This is a genomic window from Aminobacter niigataensis, assembly GCF_014200015.1.
GTDB lineage: Bacteria > Pseudomonadota > Alphaproteobacteria > Rhizobiales > Rhizobiaceae > Aminobacter > Aminobacter niigataensis.
In genome coordinates this window covers 181,126-199,066 of sequence record NZ_JACHOT010000008.1, presented here as the reverse complement: position 1 = coordinate 199,066, position 17,941 = coordinate 181,126, and the positions used below count along the sequence as shown (strand labels likewise).

15 protein-coding genes are annotated in these 17,941 nt (G+C 64.5%); 6 read left to right on the top strand and 9 right to left on the bottom strand.

From position 1 onward, the window contains the following. Positions 1-84: 84 nt before the first annotated feature. The 8 genes from iolE to GGQ99_RS22930 all read right to left on the bottom strand — a co-directional run bounded on the left by iolE (position 85) and on the right by GGQ99_RS22930 (position 11,020). The gene (gene iolE / locus GGQ99_RS22965; RefSeq protein WP_183264298.1) at positions 85-1,002 is read right to left on the bottom strand and encodes a myo-inosose-2 dehydratase; all 918 of its coding nucleotides are present in this window, start codon (positions 1,000-1,002) and stop codon (positions 85-87) included. 140 nt (positions 1,003-1,142) lie between these two features. Next, positions 1,143-2,993 (bottom strand): 3D-(3,5/4)-trihydroxycyclohexane-1,2-dione acylhydrolase (decyclizing), encoded by a 1,851-nt coding sequence (iolD, locus tag GGQ99_RS22960; protein ID WP_183264297.1) that lies wholly within the window; start codon positions 2,991-2,993, stop codon positions 1,143-1,145. Between the two features lie 65 nt (positions 2,994-3,058). Next, complete coding sequence (locus GGQ99_RS22955) at positions 3,059-4,987, bottom strand: bifunctional 5-dehydro-2-deoxygluconokinase/5-dehydro-2-deoxyphosphogluconate aldolase (protein ID WP_183264296.1); 1,929 nt, start codon at positions 4,985-4,987, stop codon at positions 3,059-3,061. A 172-nt stretch (positions 4,988-5,159) separates the two neighbouring features. Beyond that, positions 5,160-6,149 (bottom strand): inositol 2-dehydrogenase, encoded by a 990-nt coding sequence (gene iolG, locus GGQ99_RS22950; RefSeq protein ID WP_183264295.1) that lies wholly within the window; start codon positions 6,147-6,149, stop codon positions 5,160-5,162. A gap of 100 nt (positions 6,150-6,249) precedes the next feature. Continuing rightward, a complete protein-coding gene (locus tag GGQ99_RS22945) occupies positions 6,250-7,293 on the bottom strand; it encodes an ABC transporter permease (RefSeq protein ID WP_108607176.1) in 1,044 nt (347 codons plus the stop codon). Positions 7,294-7,324: 31 nt separating this feature from the next. Further along, positions 7,325-8,863 (bottom strand): sugar ABC transporter ATP-binding protein, encoded by a 1,539-nt coding sequence (locus tag GGQ99_RS22940; RefSeq protein WP_183264294.1) that lies wholly within the window; start codon positions 8,861-8,863, stop codon positions 7,325-7,327. A 97-nt stretch (positions 8,864-8,960) separates the two neighbouring features. Continuing rightward, complete coding sequence (locus GGQ99_RS22935; RefSeq protein WP_108607174.1) at positions 8,961-9,899, bottom strand: substrate-binding domain-containing protein; 939 nt, start codon at positions 9,897-9,899, stop codon at positions 8,961-8,963. A gap of 308 nt (positions 9,900-10,207) precedes the next feature. Beyond that, complete coding sequence (locus GGQ99_RS22930; protein WP_183264293.1) at positions 10,208-11,020, bottom strand: TIM barrel protein; 813 nt, start codon at positions 11,018-11,020, stop codon at positions 10,208-10,210. Positions 11,021-11,264: 244 nt separating this feature from the next. Between GGQ99_RS22930 and GGQ99_RS22925 the strand changes: the two genes are divergently transcribed. Then, on the top strand, positions 11,265-11,831 hold the full coding sequence (locus GGQ99_RS22925; RefSeq protein ID WP_210307992.1) for a polysaccharide biosynthesis C-terminal domain-containing protein: 567 nt from the start codon (positions 11,265-11,267) through the stop codon (positions 11,829-11,831). Then, positions 11,825-12,832, top strand: a complete 1,008-nt coding sequence (locus GGQ99_RS22920; protein ID WP_183264292.1) for a glycosyltransferase — start codon at positions 11,825-11,827, stop codon at positions 12,830-12,832. The genes GGQ99_RS22925 and GGQ99_RS22920 overlap by 7 nt, the downstream gene beginning before the upstream one ends. Positions 12,833-12,835: 3 nt before the next feature. On the opposite strand, the gene GGQ99_RS22915 is transcribed toward GGQ99_RS22920, so the two are convergent. Then, positions 12,836-13,867, bottom strand: a complete 1,032-nt coding sequence (locus GGQ99_RS22915) for a LacI family DNA-binding transcriptional regulator (protein ID WP_183264291.1) — start codon at positions 13,865-13,867, stop codon at positions 12,836-12,838. 161 nt (positions 13,868-14,028) lie between these two features. Here GGQ99_RS22915 and GGQ99_RS22910 point away from each other — a divergent pair, with 161 nt between their 5' ends. The 4 genes from GGQ99_RS22910 to GGQ99_RS22895 all read left to right on the top strand — a co-directional run bounded on the left by GGQ99_RS22910 (position 14,029) and on the right by GGQ99_RS22895 (position 17,870). Then, positions 14,029-15,117, top strand: coding sequence for a fatty acid desaturase family protein (locus GGQ99_RS22910; RefSeq protein WP_183264290.1), 1,089 nt, complete (start codon positions 14,029-14,031; stop codon positions 15,115-15,117). 71 nt (positions 15,118-15,188) lie between these two features. Further along, complete coding sequence (locus GGQ99_RS22905; protein WP_183264289.1) at positions 15,189-15,506, top strand: MocE family 2Fe-2S type ferredoxin; 318 nt, start codon at positions 15,189-15,191, stop codon at positions 15,504-15,506. Position 15,507: 1 nt separating this feature from the next. Further along, positions 15,508-16,740 carry an NAD(P)/FAD-dependent oxidoreductase gene (locus GGQ99_RS22900; protein WP_246389705.1) on the top strand — a complete coding sequence of 411 codons (1,233 nt, stop codon included), beginning with the start codon at positions 15,508-15,510 and terminating at the stop codon, positions 16,738-16,740. Positions 16,741-16,850: 110 nt separating this feature from the next. Further along, complete coding sequence (locus GGQ99_RS22895) at positions 16,851-17,870, top strand: aldose epimerase family protein (protein ID WP_183264288.1); 1,020 nt, start codon at positions 16,851-16,853, stop codon at positions 17,868-17,870. Positions 17,871-17,941 lie beyond the last annotated feature (71 nt).

Sequence of the window (17,941 nt, the reverse complement as noted above, 5' to 3'; positions counted from 1 at the left end):
CGCGCGTCGGAGACGCGCAAAGGACGCCGTAACACTTTGAATCGGCGCATGACCTCTTCCGAAAATCACTGTCGATTTTCGGGGTCATGCGGCGGGAAAACCCTGCGTTTCGACAGTGTAGCCGGCGGCCGTCATCACCCGCATCAGCTCGGCATGGCCGACCTGCGCCATCTTCAGCGGCGGGTTCTTCCTGGGGTCCTGCTCGGCCTCGACGACGAACCAGCCCTCATAGCCATAATCGGCAAATTTCTGCACGATCTTGCCGAAGTCGAGCGAGCCGTCGCCGGGCACCGTGAAGGCACCCAGCGCCACCGCATCGAGGAACGACTGCTTCGTCCAGTCGAGCGCCTTGATGACGTCCATGCGCACGTCCTTCACATGCACGTGGCTGATGCGCTTGTGGTGATTGTCGATGGCGCGCAGCACGTCGCCGCCGGCGAATGCGAGATGCCCGGCATCGAGCAACAGCGGGATGCCCTCGCCCGAATGCTTCATGAAAGCGTCGAGCTCATGCTCGAACTGCACCACAGCCGCCATGTGGTGGTGATAGGACAGCGGCATGCCCTGGCCGGCGCACCACTCCCCGAACTCGGTAAGCTTGCGGGCGTATGCCTTCATCTCGTCATCGGAGAGCACGGCCTTGCCGGCAAGCGGCTTCGAGCGATCACCCTGGATCGAGCGGCCGACCTCGCCATAGACGATGCACGGCGCATCGACCGCCTTGAACAGGTCGATCATCGGCTGGATGCGGTCCTTGTTGGCGGCGAGGTTCTCGTTGACCAGCGTGCCGGAGAACCAGCCTCCGCACAAAGTCACGTCCGCCTTCTTCAGGATCGGCAGCATCGCCTCGGGCGTGCTCGGGAAGCGACGCCCCTGCTCCATGCCGGTGAAGCCGGCCGAGCGTGACTGCCGCAGGCACTCCTCCAGCGACACATCATCGCTCAGTTCCGCAAGGTCGTCGTTCCACCACGCGATGGGGGACATGCCCAGTTTGGCTTTCACGTCAGTTCTCCATTCTTACCCCCTTGCGGGGAGGTCGCGCCGCAGGCGCGGGCGGGGGTAATGATGAAAGAACGCGACGCCGAGTACCCCCACCCCGTCGCTTCGCGCCGACCCTTCCCACAAGGGGGAGGGTAAACTCCTCAATCCCCAACCCGCTGCAGCTTGAGCTTTTCCTCATAACCCTTGCGCGCGGCGTTCACTTCGGCGCGGGCGCTGACCTCGGGCACGGCGACGTCCCACCAGTGGCCGCCCTCGCCGGTCGAGACCAGCGGATCGGTGTCGATCAGCACCACCGTAGTCCGGTCGCTCTTGCGCGCCCAGTCGAGTGACGCTTCGAGATCCGCGATGGATGCCGCCTTCTCGGCATTCGCGCCCAGGCTTTTCGCATGCGCCACGAAGTCGATGTCGGGCAGCATTTCGTGCTTCGTATCGCGCAGCAGGTTGTTGAAGTTGGCGCCGCCGGTCGCCATCTGCAGCCGGTTGATGCAGCCATAGCCGCGGTTGTCGAGCAGCACGATCGTCAGCTTCAGCCCGAGCATGACGGATGTCGCGATCTCCGAGTTCAGCATCAGATAGGAGCCGTCGCCGATCATGATGACGACCTCCTTGTCCGGTCGCGCCATCTTGGCGCCCAGCCCGCCGGCAATTTCGTAGCCCATGCAGGAGAAGCCGTATTCGGAGTGGTAGGAGCCCGGTCCGCTCGCCTGCCACAACTTGTGCATCTCCCCCGGCAGTCCGCCGGCCGCATGCAGCACGATGACGTCGGAGCCCAGCGTGCGCTGCACGGCGCCGATCACCTGCGCGTCCGACGGCAGTGCGACGTTGGTCGCAGCCGTCACCTTGGCCGCCGCCTTGCGCCACTCGGCCTTGCCCGCCTTGGCGTTTTCGATCCAGGCAACAGGCGCTTGGTAGCCGGCAACCGCGGCACCCAGTTCGGCGAGGCCTTCCCTGGCGTCCGCGACGAGCGGCAGCGCCATGTGCTTGCCGGCGTCGAACGGTTGTACGTTGAGCCCGATGATGGTCTTGCCGGCGTTCTTGAACAGAGACCACGAGCCTGTGGTGAAGTCCTGCAGGCGCGTGCCGACCGCCAGCACCACATCGGCCTCTTCAGCCAGGCGATTTGCCGCTGACGTGCCGGTCACGCCCACCGCCGCCATGTTGAGCGCATGCTCGTCGGTCAGCGACGACTTGCCGCCCTGCGTCTCGCAGACCGGGATGCCTGTCGCCGCGACGAAGCGGTCGAGTTCTTCCGAAGCGCCGGAGTAGAGCACGCCGCCGCCGGCCACGATCAGCGGCTTCTTCGCCGCCTTCAGCACCTCGGCCGCCACAGCCAGTTCATCGCGGTCAGGCCGCGGCCGGCGCAGCGTCCACACGCGCTCGGCAAAGAAGCTCTCGGGATAATCATAGGCCTCGGCCTGCACGTCCTGGCACAGCGACAGGGTCACCGGTCCGCATTCGGCCGGATCGGTCAGCACCTGCATCGCACGCGCCAGTGCGGGAATGATCTGCTCGGGTCGGGTGATGCGGTCGAAATAGCGCGACACCGGACGGAAGCAGTCATTAACCGAGACCGTGCCGTCGCCAAAGTCCTCGACCTGCTGCAACACAGGATCGGGCACGCGGTTGGCGAACACGTCGCCAGGCAGCAGCAGCACCGGCAGGCGGTTGACATGGGCGAGTGCTGCCGCAGTCACCATGTTGACCGCGCCGGGTCCGATGGAGCTCGTCGCCGCCATCATCCGCTGGCGGAAATTGGTCTTGGCATAGGCGATCGCCGCATGCGCCATCGCCTGCTCGTTGTGGGCGCGATAGGTCGGCAGTTCCTCGCGCACCTGATAGAGCGCCTCGCCGATGCCGGCGACGTTGCCATGACCGAAGATCGCCCACACGCCGCCGAACAGCGGCACCATGTTGTCGTCGATCACGGTCATCTGCCGCGTCAGGTAGCGCGTCAGGGCCTGCGCCATGGTCAGGCGAACGGTCTTGGTCATCTCTTCTCCTCCCGCTGGAGCAGTGCATCCAGGGGATGCCGGCCTCGCTTCAGCTGTCATTCGATTTATGCCGCCCGACGGTCCCGCGCCGCAAGCCATGCCTTGGTCAGCTGTTCGAAACGCTGGGCCATGTCGTCGACCGCTGCCTGGTCATTCATCCGCCCACCCATCCACTCCTCCGCCGCATGGGCGAAGATGCTGCGGCCCACGGCAAAACCCTTGACCACCGGCGCGTCGGCGGTGGCGGCAAACGCCACTTCCAGCTCGGCCAGCGGCGCCTCGAGCCCGAGCAGCACCACGCCGCGGCAATACGGATCATTCCTGGTGATGACCGCCTCGATCTTCTTCCATGCTGCCGCCGAGGCCTGTGGCTCGAGCTTCCACCAGTCCGGCTTGATGCCGAGTGCGTAGAGTTCCTCAAGCGCGCGTGGAATGGTGTCCTCGGCGAGCTTGCCGTGCTTGCCGGCGATGATCTCGATCAGCAGCTCCCGGCCCACCTTGCGCGCCGCCTCGAACAGCGTGCGCAGCTTTTGCTGCTGCTCGGCCTTCAGCTCGGCCGGGTCGTCGGGATGGTAGAAGCACAGGCACTTGATGGTGTGGTCGAGCGGCCATTCGACCAGTTGCGAGCCGATGTCCTGCGAGAACTCGAAACGCAGCGGCCGCGAACCCGGCAACTCCACCGGCCGCCCCATCCACGAGAACGGATGGCGGGCGAATTCGAACATCGCCTCGCGGCCGAACTTCTCGTCGATCAGCATGCCGTAGCCGTCACGCCCACCGGCCACCTTGGCTGCGGCCTTCACCGCCAGCACCTTGAAGTCGCGGACGCGCTGGGCATCGGCGCCGTTGCGGGCGGCGATGTCTTCCAGCTGGATGCGGTGGTCGCAGGCGAGCGCCATCATCGACGGGATCTCGTGCCGGCGCGTCGTCGCCCAATGCACGTGATTGATCGCCTCGTCCTTTCGCAGCGCCCGCTCCGTGCTGCCGTTCTTCAGGAAGAACTGCAACTCCTCGAAGGTCGGGATCTCCGGCGAGCACAGCAGCCGCGACACGGCGAAGGCGCCGCAGGCATTGGCCCAGGTCGCAGCCACAGCCAGGCTTTCGCCGCCCAGCCAGCCGCGCAGGAAGCCGGACATGAACGCGTCGCCGGCGCCCAGCACGTTGTAGACCTCGATCGGAAAACCCTTGCCGACGATGCCGGCCTCGAGGTCGTCGGTGATCGGCCCGTCATAGACGATGCAGCCCATCGGCCCGCGCTTGAGCACGATGGTCGCCGAAGACAGCGTCCTGATGGTCTTCAGCGCGGCAAGCAGATCGCTCTCGCCGGAGGCGATCATCACCTCTTCCTCGGTACCGACGATCAGGTCGCAATCGGCCAGCACGCCCTTGATGTGGTTCGACACCTTGTCGGAGGCGATGTAGCGGCTCTCGCCGGCAGCGTGGCCGGCCAGGCCCCAGAGGTTCGGGCGGTAGTCGATGTCGAACACCACCTTGCCGCCGGCCTGCTTGATCAGCTGCATTGCCTTGCGCTGGGCGGCGTCCGTGTTCGGCCTGGAGAAATGCGTGCCGGTAACGACGATGGCCCGCGCCGAACGGATGAAATCACCGTCGATATCGTCTTCGTTCAGCGCCATGTCGGCGCAGTTCTCGCGGTAGAAGATCAGCGGAAACGTCTTGTCGTTCTCGACCGACAACAGCACCAGCGCCGTCAGCCGCTCCGTGTCGGTCACCAGTCCCTTGTCGGACACGCCCTCGCGCAGCATCTGCTCGCGGATGTAGCGGCCCATATGCTCGTCGCCGACGCGAGTCAGCAAAGCCGAGCGCAGGCCGAGCCTGGCCGTGCCGATGGCGATGTTAGCCGGGCAGCCGCCGACCGACTTGGCAAAGGACGCCACGTCCTCCAGCCGCGATCCGGTCTGCTGCCCATAGAGGTCGACCGACGCGCGCCCGATGGTGATGACGTCGAGTACAGGCTGGTTCTTGGGGTCGGTCATTTTGTCCTCCCGGTCGCTCCGCCGCGCCGGCCTGCCCACAAAATCAGATAGCAGGCCACACAATGCAATTTCAATTCCAATAATCAGTAAACCGGAATTTTCATTCCATCAACTGATTGCGACTGTGCGCCCCGGAGGCCAATGGCCCCGAGGCGACTGTCCGCCCGTTGGCCTAAAGCCGTACGGTCTTGCCTTCCTTGGCCGATTTCAGCGCCGCATCCGCCAGCCTCAGCGCCATCAGGCCGTCCTTGCCATCCGGCGAAATCTTGGTGCCCTTGGTCACCGAGGCGATGAAGGCCGCGATCTCGGCGGCATAGGCCTCCGTATATCGGGTCATGAAAAAGTCGTGCAGCGGCGGGCGGGTATAGCCAAGCGCCCCCGCGACCTCGATCGAAACGGCACGCTGGTTCTCGGCCGAAACCATGCCGTCGGAACCGTGCACCTCGATGCGCTGGTCGTAACCGTAAGTGGCGCGGCGCGAATTGCTGATCACGCACTGCCGGCCGCTGGCAGTGACAAGGATCACCGAGACGCTGTCGAAATCGCCAAGCTCGCCGATCTTCTTGTCGACCAGCACCGAGGCTGTCGCCGTCACCGCCACCGGCTCCTCGCCGAGCAGGAAGCGCGCCATGTCGAAATCGTGGATGGTCATGTCGCGGAAGATGCCGCCAGAGCGGGTGATGTATTCCGCCGGCGGCGGGCCGGGGTCGCGCGAGGTGATGACCACCTGCTCGACCTTGCCGATGGCGCCGTCGTCGATGGCCTTGCGCACGGCGGCGAAATGCGGATCGAAGCGCCGGTTGAAGCCGACCATCAGCGTGCCGCCGGCCTTCTCGACCACCCCCAGGCATTTTTCGACACGGGCGGCGTCGAGGTCGATCGGCTTTTCACAGAACACCGCCTTGCCGGCGAGCACGAAGCGCTCGATCAGGTCGGCGTGGGTGTCGGTGGGTGTGCAGATCACCACCGCATCGATATCCGACGCCTTCTCGATCTGGTCGATGGAACGGACCTCGCAGCCATAGGCCCCCGCAAGATCGTTGGCGGCTTTTTCAAAAGCATCTGCCACCGCAACCAGCTTCGCCTGTGGATTGGAAGCCACGGCCTTGGCGTGGACCTTGCCGATGCGGCCTGCACCCAGGACACCGAACCGAACTGTCATGACAACCTCATTTCCTTGGCCCGCGCCGTCCGGGCCTGCAATCTTGATCTGTAGGGATGGGGCCACCCGCTGACGGGATGACGGGCGACCCGGGTTTACTTCAAGCCTTCTTGCGCTTGTTCTGACGGTGCTGGTCGATGATCACGGCCGCCACGATGATGATGCCCTTGATGATTTCCTGATAGTAGGCACCGACCTTGAGGAAGGTGAAGCCCGAAGTCAGCACGCCCAGGATGATCGTGCCGATGACAGTGCCGGTGATGCGTCCGACGCCGCCGGAAAGCGAGGTGCCGCCGATGACCGCCGCGGCGATCGCATCGAGTTCGTAGGCCACGCCCATGCCCGGCTGGCCGGAGGCGGCACGCGCCGCGGTCATCACGCCTGCCAGCCCCGAAAGCAGGCCGGCGATGGCATAGACCTTGACCAGGTGGCCGCCGATGTTGATGCCCGACACGCGCGCCGCCTGCGGGTTGGCGCCGATCGCATAGGTGAACTTGCCGTAGCGGGTATAGGTCAGCGCGATATGGAAGATGACCGCGACGAGCAGGAAGACGATGACCGGCAGCGGCAGCGGGAAGCCGAGAATGTTGAAGCTCTTGCCGAACCAGGTGAAGCTGTCGTCGAGCAGCGCCACCGGCTGGCCGAGCGTGTACCACTTGGCGAGACCCCGCGCCGACACCATCATGCCGAGCGTCGCAATGAATGGCGGTATCTTGGTTCTCGCGATCAGCGACCCGTTGACGGTGCCGGCGAGAAGGCCGACGCCGAGACCGGCGAGGATCGCCCAGATCGGCGACATGTCGGTCAGCGCGGGATAGACAGCGCGCGGATTGGCCGATGTCTGCGCCAGGCTTGCCGCCACCATCGCGGCGAGACCGACGACCGAGCCCGAGGACAGGTCGACGCCGGCGGTGATGATGACTTGCGTCACGCCCACCGCGATGATGCCGATCACCGACACCTGCAGGATGATGATCGACAGGCGCTGCTTGTTGGCGAGGAAGCTGTCGCCGACGAATATCCAGCCGAGTATCTCGAAGACGATGGCGATGCCGATCAGCACGCCCAGGATCGACACCTCGGGCGGCAGGCGCTTCTTGCTACCGATGACGTTTGCGGGGCTCGCAATCTCGTTCGTCGACATGGTTCTTCCACCCTTGAGCTCGTTGGCGCCGTCAGTGCGACGCGAGTTCCATGATCTTGACCTGGCTGGCCTCGGCACGATCGAGGAAGCCGGTGACGCGGCCCTCATGCACCACCATGATGCGGTCGCTCATGCCAAGCACCTCTGGCATCTCCGACGAGATCATGATGACGCCCACCCCTTGTCCTGCGAGCTTGGAGATCAGGCGATGGATCTCGGCCTTGGCGCCGACGTCGATGCCGCGGGTGGGCTCGTCCAGGATGAGGATTTTCGGCTTGGTCAGAAGCCAGCGCGCGATCAGCACCTTTTGCTGGTTGCCGCCGGAAAGATTGATGATCGGCTCGGCCATGTCGGGCGTCTTCACCCTGAGCGCCTGGCTGATCTCCATCGAATCCTTGGCGAGCTGCTTCTGCTTGACGAAGCCGTTCTTGACGTAGCCCGACTGCAGCACAGCCATCTGGGTGTTTTCCTGGATGTCGAGCAGCAGGAAGCAGCCGGTTTCCTTGCGGTCCTCGGTCAGGAAAGCCATGCCGTGTTTCATTGCTGTCGACGGACTGTCGATGCGCACCCGCTTTCCAAACAGGTCGATGGTGCCGGCGTTTGCCGGCGTCACCCCGAACACGGTCTCGGCGATGTTGGAACGGCCCGATCCCACCAGCCCTGCGATGCCGAGGATCTCGCCCGCTCGCACGTCGAAGGAAACGTCCGAAAACACCCCCTTGAGCGTCAGCCCCTTCACCGACAGCACAACGTCGCCGATCGGCACCTCTTCCTTCGGGAACATCTGGGTGATCTCGCGACCCACCATCATCCTGATGATCTCGTCGCGGGTGACCTCCGTCGAAGCCTTGGTGGCGATGTACTTGCCGTCGCGGAACACCGAGAACTCGTCGGCGATCTCGAACAGCTCGTTCATCTTGTGGGTGATGTAGATGATGCCTTTGCCCTGGGCGCGCAGCGCCCGGATGATGGTGAACAGGTGGTCGACCTCGCGCTCTGTCAGCGCCGAAGTCGGCTCGTCCATGATCAGCACGTCGGATTCGTAGGACACAGCCTTGGCGATCTCGACCATCTGGCGGCTGGCGACCGAAAGCGTGCCCACCTGCACGTCCGGGTCAATGTCGATGTTGAGCCGCTTGAACAGGTCGGCCGTCTTGCGGCGCATCTGGCCATGGTCGACAAAGCCGAGGCGGCTCAGCGGCTCGCGGCGGATCCAGATGTTCTCGGCCACCGACATCGGCGCCATCAGGTTGAGTTCCTGGTGGATCATGGCGATGCCATGCTCCAGCGCGTCGAGCGGGCCACGGAGGTTGATGTCCTCGCCGCGCAGCTTGAAGCTGCCGGAATCGGGCGTGTAGATGCCGGCGACGATCTTCATCAGCGTCGATTTGCCGGCGCCGTTCTCGCCCATCAATGCATGCACGCTGCCGCGCTTGAGGCGCAACTGGACATTGTCGAGGGCGACGACGCCCGGGAATTCCTTGCGGACGTTCTCGACCTCGAGAAGATAGCCACCGTCTACAGCGGCACCGCCCGCAGGCGCCGCCTCCATCGTGCCAGTGTTTTGCATGGATTGGTCCTCCCAGGCCGGCCCGGCTTTTCGCGCGGGCGTGGTCCTTGTGGGGAAATGCGCCGCCGTTGGCCGACGGCGCATTGGTCAGATCATATCAGTTCTTGGTGGTGTACTGGTCCATATTCGCCGGGGTCACCAGCTCGAACGGCACCCACACAGGCGACGTCACCGCTTCGCCCTTGGCGAGCTTCATGGCCGTTTCGACTGCACCACCGCCCTGTGCCGCAGCGTTCTGGAACACGGTCACGTCGAGGTCGCCGGCCTTCATGTAGGCGAGCGCTTCCTGGGTGGCGTCGACGCCGGCCACGATCACGTCCTTCATGTCCCAGCCAGCCGCCTTCATGGCGTTGATGGCGCCGATGGCCATGTTATCATTGTTCGAGATGACGGCGTCCGGCTTGTGGCCGGCAGCGATCCAGTTGGTCATCAGGTCCTGTGCCTTGACCGGATCCCAGCCGGCGGTCTGCTCGTCGATGACGTTCAGCTTGACGCCGCATTCGCTCCCGGCATTCACGTCATGGATGTCCTTGGTGCGCATCACGGCTGCCTGGTTGGCAAGGTCGCCGACCATGATCAGGATGCCCGCCTCGGTCTTGCCGGCTTCCTTGAGGATACGGCAGACTTCCTTGGTTTCCAGCGTGCCGGAATCGACTTCGTTCGAGCCGACGAAGGCGCCCTTCGCGCCCAACGCTCCGACGTCGATCGGCTCGCGATTGACATAGACGATCGGAATGCCGGCGTCGTTGGCGAGCTTGGTCATCGGCCCGGTGGCCGAGGTATCGACCGGGTTGACGATGATGGCGTCGACCTTGGCGGCGATGAAGTTCTGGACCTGGCTGAGCTGCTTGTTGACGTCGTCGTCGGCGATTTCGATGACGACCGGCTGGCTGGCATCGGCCGCGGACTTCTCGATGCCCTTGCGCAGGACAGTCAGGAAGGTGTCCGAATTGGCCATGCTGACACCGACGTCGCCGGCAAACGCAGAGCCGGCCATCAGCGCGGAAATGGCAGCGCCGAGCAAGAATTTCTTCATGATCACTCTCCTCCAACAATGGTGTCCGGCTGCACCCCGTTGTGCCGGAAGCCGCGGTCGTGCCGCAGGCTCGCCTCTACGAGCGACACCATCGCTCCTCCGCGATGCAAAATGTGCCACCCGCTTCCCGATGCCGGCCCGATTTCAGAATGTTCGGGCCGTGTTTTTTATTTATGAAATGTTTATTCCATATTGTGGATGAACGTCAAGAGGCATTCCATTGCTGCCCGATCAATCTTTGCGTGAAAGAGCATGCGTCGACCGGCTGCAGCCGGCGCGACCAAGATCGCCCGGTCGCAGCCGATGCCTCACACCTTTGCGCGGATGAATTCTATGCTCTCGGCCAATGCTGTGCGCGGGTCGGCAAGCTTCTGCACGACCGGCGAGAACGGCTCGAACGACAACAGCCCCTGGTAGCCGCCAGCGACCAGCGCGCGGATCTGGCCGACATTGTCCAGCCGGTCGCCGGCATCGACCAGCACGCGGTGCGGATCGCGCATGTCGGGCACCGTCACCATCGGATCATCGACGCCAGAGATATGCACCAATCCGGTCATGCCCGGAAAGATGTCCGGCTCGCCGGCAAGATGGTGGTGGAACGTGTCATGCACCATGCGGAACGCAGCGGTGCCGTCGACATCCTCGATGGCCTCGGCGGCCTCGCGCTTGGAGCGCAGCGAGCAGATCTCGAAGCCGAGCGGCTCGACCAGGCCGCGCACGCCGCGATCGCCGAGGATGGTCTTGAGTGCAGCCAGCGCCGTCCTGAGGTTGCGCTGGCGCTCGCCGTCGGCCTGCCCCGTGCCGTCATTGACGGGCACCAGCACCAGTGCCTGGGCGCCCACGTCGCGGACGTAGTCGGCGAGTTCGATCGCCTCCGCCTCGCGCGTCGCATTCCACTCGTTGAAGCGCTGCAGCGCATTGATGCTCGTTATGGATATTCCATTTTCCACTGCCAGCGCGCGGACCGCACTGGCGGGCGTGCCGTCGATGATGGCATTGCCGGCCAGATCGTTGCGGATTTCGACGGAAATGATCCCGAGCGATTTGGCCAGCGCGAAAAAGCGCTCGATCGACAGCCCCGGCGCGGCCATATGGTTGAGGGCGAACGAAACGACAGACATCGGCGAAATTCCTCCAGCCAAAACGGAACATTTATTCCATATCACCGTGGAGCGATATACGTCATTCTCTGCAAGCCGGTCAAAGCCGCATCAACCTTCCAAGCTATCATTTCTGATAGATTCAACATCATCGGCGGCAAAGGGCACAGGCGCGCGCTCCCAGAGAACCACAAATCCTTGCAACGGCCGTAGTGTTTCAGAGCCACACGTGGCAAACCGTGTCGCACTCTGGAGGAGCTTGATCATGAGCGCTGGCCCCGAAAATCGCCACAACATCCTTGAAGCAACTCTTGCCGCGGCCATGCAGGATCAACGCACCGTCGATGAACAGCGCCGCAGCACGGCACCTCTGCTTGACGGCATGTCGTTCTACGACAGCATCCGCCACGACGATGACCGCGGCAGCGTCACCGAGTTGTTTGACCCGCGTTGGGGATGGCATCCCGACCCGTTAGTGTTCTCCTATATCTTCACGATCCGGCCAGGCATGGCGAAGGGCTGGGGCCTGCACAAGCTGCATGAGGACCGCTACTTCGTGATCAGCGGCGAACTGGAGCTTGTCCTTTACGATCCACGACCCGACTCCAGCACTTGCGGCAAGGTTTGCAAGGTCTACCTCTCGGGCAGTCGCCCGCGCTTGATCAATGTGCCCAAGTTCGTCTGGCATGCGGACCGCAACATCGGCACGTCAGACGTGGTCGTGGTCAATTTCCCGACCATCCAGTACGACCATTCAAGCCCCGACAAATATCGCCTTCCGCTCGACACGGACCTTATTCCCTACAGCTTCGGGGACACCACTGGGTGGTGAGTCGTCCACGCATCTCGATCTTGATGCCCACGCACTGCCGGCCGGACGTTGTCGGGCTGGCCGTAGAATCCGTCCTCAACCAGACGTTCGGGGATTTCGAACTTTTGGTTGTCGGCGACGGTGCAATCCCCGGCACGGCGCAGGCGGTCAAGCGGTTCGACGACCCGCGCATCCGCTACTTCGACCTGCCCAAGGCTCCGCATTTCGGCTACGCCAATCGAAACGTCGCCCTGAGGGAATCGCGCGGCGAGTTGATCGGCTTCGCGGCCGACGACGACCTTCTGTTCCCCGACCATCTCGAAACCCTGCTTCGCGGCCTGGAGAGCGGTGCAGCCATCACCTATAGCCAGGCGCTCTGGGTCTCCACTGATGGCATCGTCGCGCCCTTCCTGACCAATCTGGAGTTTCAGGACGAGATGGATGCCTTTCGCCGGGGCAACACCATTGCGGCGAGTTGCTTCCTTTACAGAGCCGACGCCCTCCCAAATCGCGATGCATGGCCGGAGGATGTGCCTTCCGCCGCAGACTGGCGCCTGTGGAACCGCATCCTGGATGCCAATCCCCAATCACGCATTGCCTATTGCCGGACGCCGACCGTCCTGCATTTCAGCGCCCGCAGGAAGGCATCCAGGCATTCGGCCATGCCTCAGTTGGCGGAGTTCATTGCGATTGCCGATTCCGCAGCGTGGTGGCCCGATGCCCTGCGCGTGCCGATTGATCCGGACCGGACCGAACAGGAAACATTTGCCGATCTGATGGGCAGCACGCCCGGATGGTGCAGCCACATTCGGCAGGCATCCGCCGATCTTGCTGCCCGCCTTGCGTGGGATGAGATCCGGCACAACCGGGCCACGACAAACCGGCGACTTCAGGCCCAGGCGGGCCAGCTGGCGGCGAAGGATGCCCCACCGGCGGTGCGGTCTGTCAGGACACCGGTCCAGCGGATTGCCGCAGAGATCCGGCGGATTCCACGCAACATCATCCGCCTCTTCAGGGGCTGATCCTCAGACATTCTCGGGCAGATAGATGTCGAACGGCAGGAAGGTCTGCCCGGGAGCGTTCGCTGCCCCCTCCTCGATCGAATGCGCCATCAGTCCGACGAGTTCGCGGCACAGCGGCGCGAGCGGCGTCGCGATCGCCATGACGGCAAGGTTGTCGGCGAGTGCTGCGCGCGTGTCGACGGTGATCTCGTTGCAGATCAGCACCGGCAGTGGATCGGGCCTCACCTGCCGCAACGCCGAGATCGCTCCTTCGATGCCGCCGCCGGCCACATAGCACCCGACGAGATCGCCATGCTGACCGAGCAGCCCGGCGACAGCCTCATGCGTGATCTCGTAGGACTCGTGGTTGACGATGGTCTCCAGCACCGTGAACTCGGGCGCGTGCTCGCGGAAGAAGGCGCGGAAGCCGATCTCGCGCAGCTCGTGGCCATGGAAGCGGTGGCTGCCGACGAGCAGCGCCACCTTGCCCGGCTTGCGCGCGCATCTGGAAATCATCCAGGCAGCCGTCCGCCCGACCTTGAGATTGTCGATGCCGACATAACCCTCGCGAATGCCCGTGGCGAAGTCGGACAGCAGTGAAAAGACGGGAACTCCCCGCGCCTTCACCTCCGCCACCGCAGCCGTGACCGTCGGATGGTCGGGGCTGACCAGCGCCACGGCATCGCAGTTTGCCGCCAGACGGCGCAGTTTGTCGACGATCTCTTCCGGCGCGAGCGATTCTGCGAAGTCGATGACCGCGGTGCCGCGGAAACCGGGCGCCTGTGTGATCGCCTTTTCCAACTCGCTGGCGAAGGCGCGGTAGAACACGTCCCTGGGGCGCAGCAGCACGAAGCCGAGCCGGTATTCCGGCAGTTCCTTGCGCATGCGCTGCGCGATCAGCCCGGCAGCGTGATAGCCGATGCCGGTCGCAGCCTCATAAACGCGGCGCTGCGTCTCCTCGCGCACCGGCAGCCGCCCGTTCAGCACCCGGTCGACGGTGGCGACGCTGACGCCCGATGCGCGGGCGAGATCGGTGATGGTGGGCCGCTTGCTCATGTCCGCTCCCGGGATTTGCGCTCACGATAATCCATCATGATAGAAAATGATAGAAACTATCATCTTGTGATTGAAAAAATCGCATCATGGGGTACCATTCTTCCAGTGAACGATCTCCGACGCCTACCGTGGAACCGTTCCCGACTTCCAGGGAGAGAGCCATGACCGTCACGCCTTCGACGCGCGACTACAGTCTTGTGGGAGAGAGCGCGCGCCGCGCCGTCGAGAGCGGCCTCGCCGCCGCCGAGTGGTACCACACCGACATTCCGCGCAAGCAGATGAAGGAGCTGATGCAGCGCTCCGACGGTCCGGCCATCCGCGACACCGCGATCTGGCTCGGCCTGCTCGTTGCCTTCGGCGCCGTAGGTGCAGCGCTTTGGGGCAGTTGGTGGTGCGTGCCCTTCTTCTTCTGCTATGGCGTGCTCTACGGCTCGGCCACCGATGCCCGCTGGCATGAATGCGGCCACGGCACCGCCTTCAAGACGCAGTGGATGAACAACGCGGTCTACCAGATCGCCTGCTTCATGATCATGCGCAACCCGGTCACCTGGCGCTGGAGCCACACCCGCCACCATACGGACACCGTCATCGTCGGCCGCGACCCCGAGATATCAGTCATGCGCCCGCCGGACCTTCTGCGCGTCGTGCTCAACTTCTTCGGTCTGGTCGATGCCTGGCACGCGATCGTCGACATGGTCCGCAACGCCGCCGGCGTGATCGGCAAGGAAGAAAAGACCTTCATTCCCGAGAGTGAGCAGCCCAGGGCCATCCGCATCGCCCGCATCTGGCTCGCCATCTACCTTGCAACCATCGCACTCGCCGTCTATCTCGGTTCGTGGCTGCCGCTGATGCTGATCGGCCTGCCCCGCCTCTACGGCGCCTGGCACCATGTGCTCACCGGCCTGCTGCAGCATGGCGGCCTCGCCGACAACGTCGTCGACCACCGCCTCAACAGCCGCACGGTGCTGATGAACCCAATCAGCCGCTTCATCTACTGGAACATGAACTATCACGTCGAACACCACATGTTCCCGATGGTGCCCTATCACGCGCTGCCGAAGCTGCACGAGATGATCAGGCACGACCTGCCGGCGCCGAACGCTTCCATGTGGGCGGGCTACCGGGAAATGCTGCCGGCCTTTGTCCGCCAGCTCCGCAACGAGGACTATTTCATCAAGCGCGAGCTGCCCCCCACTGCGCGGCCCTACCGCGAGGAATTCCACAGCGAGGCAGCCCTCGCCGCCGAATAGCCTCCCAAGGCGCCACCCCGGGGCGGCGGCCCCCAGCCGGCCCCGTATTCCAAAATCCCAGGGAGAGAGACATGAGCGACTGGATCGAGGCCTGCGCGGCCGACGACATCGACGAGGAAGACGTGATCCGCTTCGACCATGCGGGCAGAAGCTTCGCCATCTACCGCAGCCCGGAGGACGAATTCTTCGCCACCGACGGCCTGTGCACCCACGAGCAGATCCACCTCTCGCAGGGGCTGGTCATGGGCGACATCATCGAGTGCCCCAAGCATAACGGCCGCTTCAACTACAAGACTGGGGCGGCCCGCGGCGCGCCCGTCTGCGTCAACCTCCAGACCTATCCGGTCAAGGTCGACGCCGGCAAAGTCTTCATCCAACTGGGCAACTGATATGACGGCTGGAATGGTCATTATCGGCGCTGGCGAATGCGGCACGCGCGCGGCCTTCGCCCTGCGCGAGGAAGGCTACGACGGAAGCATCACGCTGGTCGGTTCAGAGCCTCACCTTCCCTATGAGCGCCCGCCGCTCTCCAAGGAGGCGATGACAAGTGGCGAGGCGCCCTCCATCAAGGCCATCGCCGATGCCGCCCGCCTGGCCGAACACCGTATCGACCTCAAGGGCTCGACGACCGTCATCTCCATCGACCGCGCCAACCGCTCGGTGCGCCTCGGCGATGGCTCCGACTTGGCCTACGACAAGCTGCTGGTGGCCACCGGTTCCATCCCGCGAAAGTTACCTATGTCGGGCCTTGGGGCGCGTTGCGTCTATCTCCGCACCTTCGACGACGCGCTGCTGATCCGGCAGTATTTGCGCGAGGACGTCCGCATCGCCATCGTCGGCGGCGGTTTCATCGGCTTCGAACTCGCAGCCTCGGCCCGCAAACTCGGCGCCGAAGTGACGGTCGTCGAGGCGCAGCCCCGCATCCTCATGCGCGGCGTGCCCGAGGAGATCGCCGCCATCGTGCATGAGACGCACGTCACCGAAGGCGTCGAGATCGTCTGCGGCGACGGCATCGCAGCCATCGAAGACGACGGCAACTTGGTTCGCATCGCGCTGTCGAGCGGCCGGACTGTTGTGGCCGACCTCGCCATCATCGGCATCGGCGCCGTCCCCGTGACCGCCCTTGCCGAAACCGCCGGCTTGGCGCTCAACAACGGCATCTCCGTCGACGCCCGCCTGCGCACCAGCGACCCGCACATCTTTGCCGCCGGCGACTGCTGCTCCTTCCCGCTCGCCGTCTATGGCCACCGCCGCGTCCGCCTCGAGGCATGGCGCAGCGCCCAGGAACATGGCGCGCTTGCCGCCCGCAACATGCTCGGCGCCGAGGAAGCCCACGCCTCGGTCCCCTGGTTCTGGTCCGACCAGTACGGGCTCACCCTGCAGATCGCCGGCCTGCCCGACGAAGGCGAACGCACTGTCCGCCGCGATCTCGGCGACGGCGCCTTCATCCTGTTCCACCTCAAAGGTGACGGTCGTCTCGTTGCTGCCAGTGGCATCGGCCCGGACAACACGGTCGCCCGCGACATTCGTCTCGCCGAGATGCTGATCGCCAGATCGGCCCGCCCCGACCTCACTGCTCTGGCGTCGACAGCCGTCAAGCTCAAGAGCCTGCTCGCTGCCTGATTTTTTCGGGGGCAAGCCGCTTGAGAATCGGACCGCTTTCCTGGACTCTGGAGCGAGGCAGCTCGCCTGCCCCGAGGGCTCGCGCGCGCCGACTGCGGAGGTGTCAAGCAATGCCGGTCAGCGAATTCGGTCGGATGCCCGACGGTTCGATGGTGGAAGCGGTCAGCATTGCTGCCGACGGCATCGAGGCCAGGGTTCTCACCTTCGGCGCCACCCTCGCCGACCTGACGGTCACCACCCCGGCCGGTCCACGTTCGGTCATCCTCGGCTTCAACGACCTCGACGGCTATCTCGCCCATGGCGGCTATTTCGGTGCCATCGCCGGACGCTGCGCCAACCGCATCGCCGGCGGCCGTTTCAGCCTCGACGGTGTCCAGCATCAGGTCGACGTCAACGAGGCCGGGCGCACCCACCTGCACGGCGGTGGCGAAGGCTTCTACCGCCGCAACTGGACGGTCGTCGACGCCAGCGAAAACTCCGTCCTGCTCGGCCTGACCTCGCCCGACGGCGACCAGGGCTACCCTGGCAAGGTCATCGTCACCTGCCGCTATTTGCTCGACAAGGGCCGGCTGCGCATCGCGCTCGGCGGCCGCACCGACGCCCCGACCCTGATGAACCTCGCAGCCCACGCCTATTTCAACCTCGGCGGCTCAGGCTCGATCCTCGACCACCGCCTCAAGATCGCCGCCGAGGCCTATACGCCGGTCGATGCCGCGAGCATCCCGACCGGCGAGGTGCTGGCGGTGGACGACACCGTCTTCGACTTCCGTGAGTTGCGCGCCATCCGCAACGGCCAGGACGACGCTCACCAGGCGTACGACCACAATTTCGTGCTCGCCATGCAGCCGGCACCCGAGCCCTGGCACGCCGCCCGGCTGGAAGGGTCCCGCTCAGGCATCCGTCTCGATCTCTGGACCACGGAGCCCGGCCTGCAATTCTACGATGGCGCGTTCCTGCCGGTCGCCCCGCCTTTGCGCGGCGGCATCGACCCCGTCCGCTTCGGCGCGCTATGCCTCGAGCCGCAACGCTTCCCCGATGCGGCCAACCATCCGCACTTCCCGAGCACGGTGCTCAGGCCGGGCGAGATCTATTCGCAGGTGACGGAATACAGGTTTTCGACGGTGGAGTGAGAAGGGCGCCCCCTCACCACCCTCCGCTACGCTCGGGTGACCTCTCCCCGGTGGGGCGAGGAGATCTGAGA

Excerpts from the sequence above, each read along its gene's own strand:
- GGQ99_RS22940 (WP_183264294.1), bottom strand. The coding sequence starts at position 8,863 with ATGCAAAACACTGGCACGATGGAGGCGGCGCCTGCGGGCGGTGCCGCT.
- GGQ99_RS22915 (WP_183264291.1), bottom strand. The coding sequence starts at position 13,867 with ATGAGCAAGCGGCCCACCATCACCGATCTCGCCCGCGCATCGGGCGTC.
- GGQ99_RS22955 (WP_183264296.1), bottom strand. The coding sequence starts at position 4,987 with ATGACCGACCCCAAGAACCAGCCTGTACTCGACGTCATCACCATCGGG.
- GGQ99_RS22935 (WP_108607174.1), bottom strand. The coding sequence starts at position 9,899 with ATGAAGAAATTCTTGCTCGGCGCTGCCATTTCCGCGCTGATGGCCGGC.
- iolG (WP_183264295.1), bottom strand. The coding sequence starts at position 6,149 with ATGACAGTTCGGTTCGGTGTCCTGGGTGCAGGCCGCATCGGCAAGGTC.
- GGQ99_RS22900 (WP_246389705.1), top strand. The coding sequence starts at position 15,508 with ATGACGGCTGGAATGGTCATTATCGGCGCTGGCGAATGCGGCACGCGC.
- GGQ99_RS22895 (WP_183264288.1), top strand. The coding sequence starts at position 16,851 with ATGCCGGTCAGCGAATTCGGTCGGATGCCCGACGGTTCGATGGTGGAA.
- iolD (WP_183264297.1), bottom strand. The coding sequence starts at position 2,993 with ATGACCAAGACCGTTCGCCTGACCATGGCGCAGGCCCTGACGCGCTAC.
- GGQ99_RS22925 (WP_210307992.1), top strand. The coding sequence starts at position 11,265 with ATGAGCGCTGGCCCCGAAAATCGCCACAACATCCTTGAAGCAACTCTT.
- GGQ99_RS22930 (WP_183264293.1), bottom strand. The coding sequence starts at position 11,020 with ATGTCTGTCGTTTCGTTCGCCCTCAACCATATGGCCGCGCCGGGGCTG.
- GGQ99_RS22910 (WP_183264290.1), top strand. The coding sequence starts at position 14,029 with ATGACCGTCACGCCTTCGACGCGCGACTACAGTCTTGTGGGAGAGAGC.
- GGQ99_RS22945 (WP_108607176.1), bottom strand. The coding sequence starts at position 7,293 with ATGTCGACGAACGAGATTGCGAGCCCCGCAAACGTCATCGGTAGCAAG.
- GGQ99_RS22905 (WP_183264289.1), top strand. The coding sequence starts at position 15,189 with ATGAGCGACTGGATCGAGGCCTGCGCGGCCGACGACATCGACGAGGAA.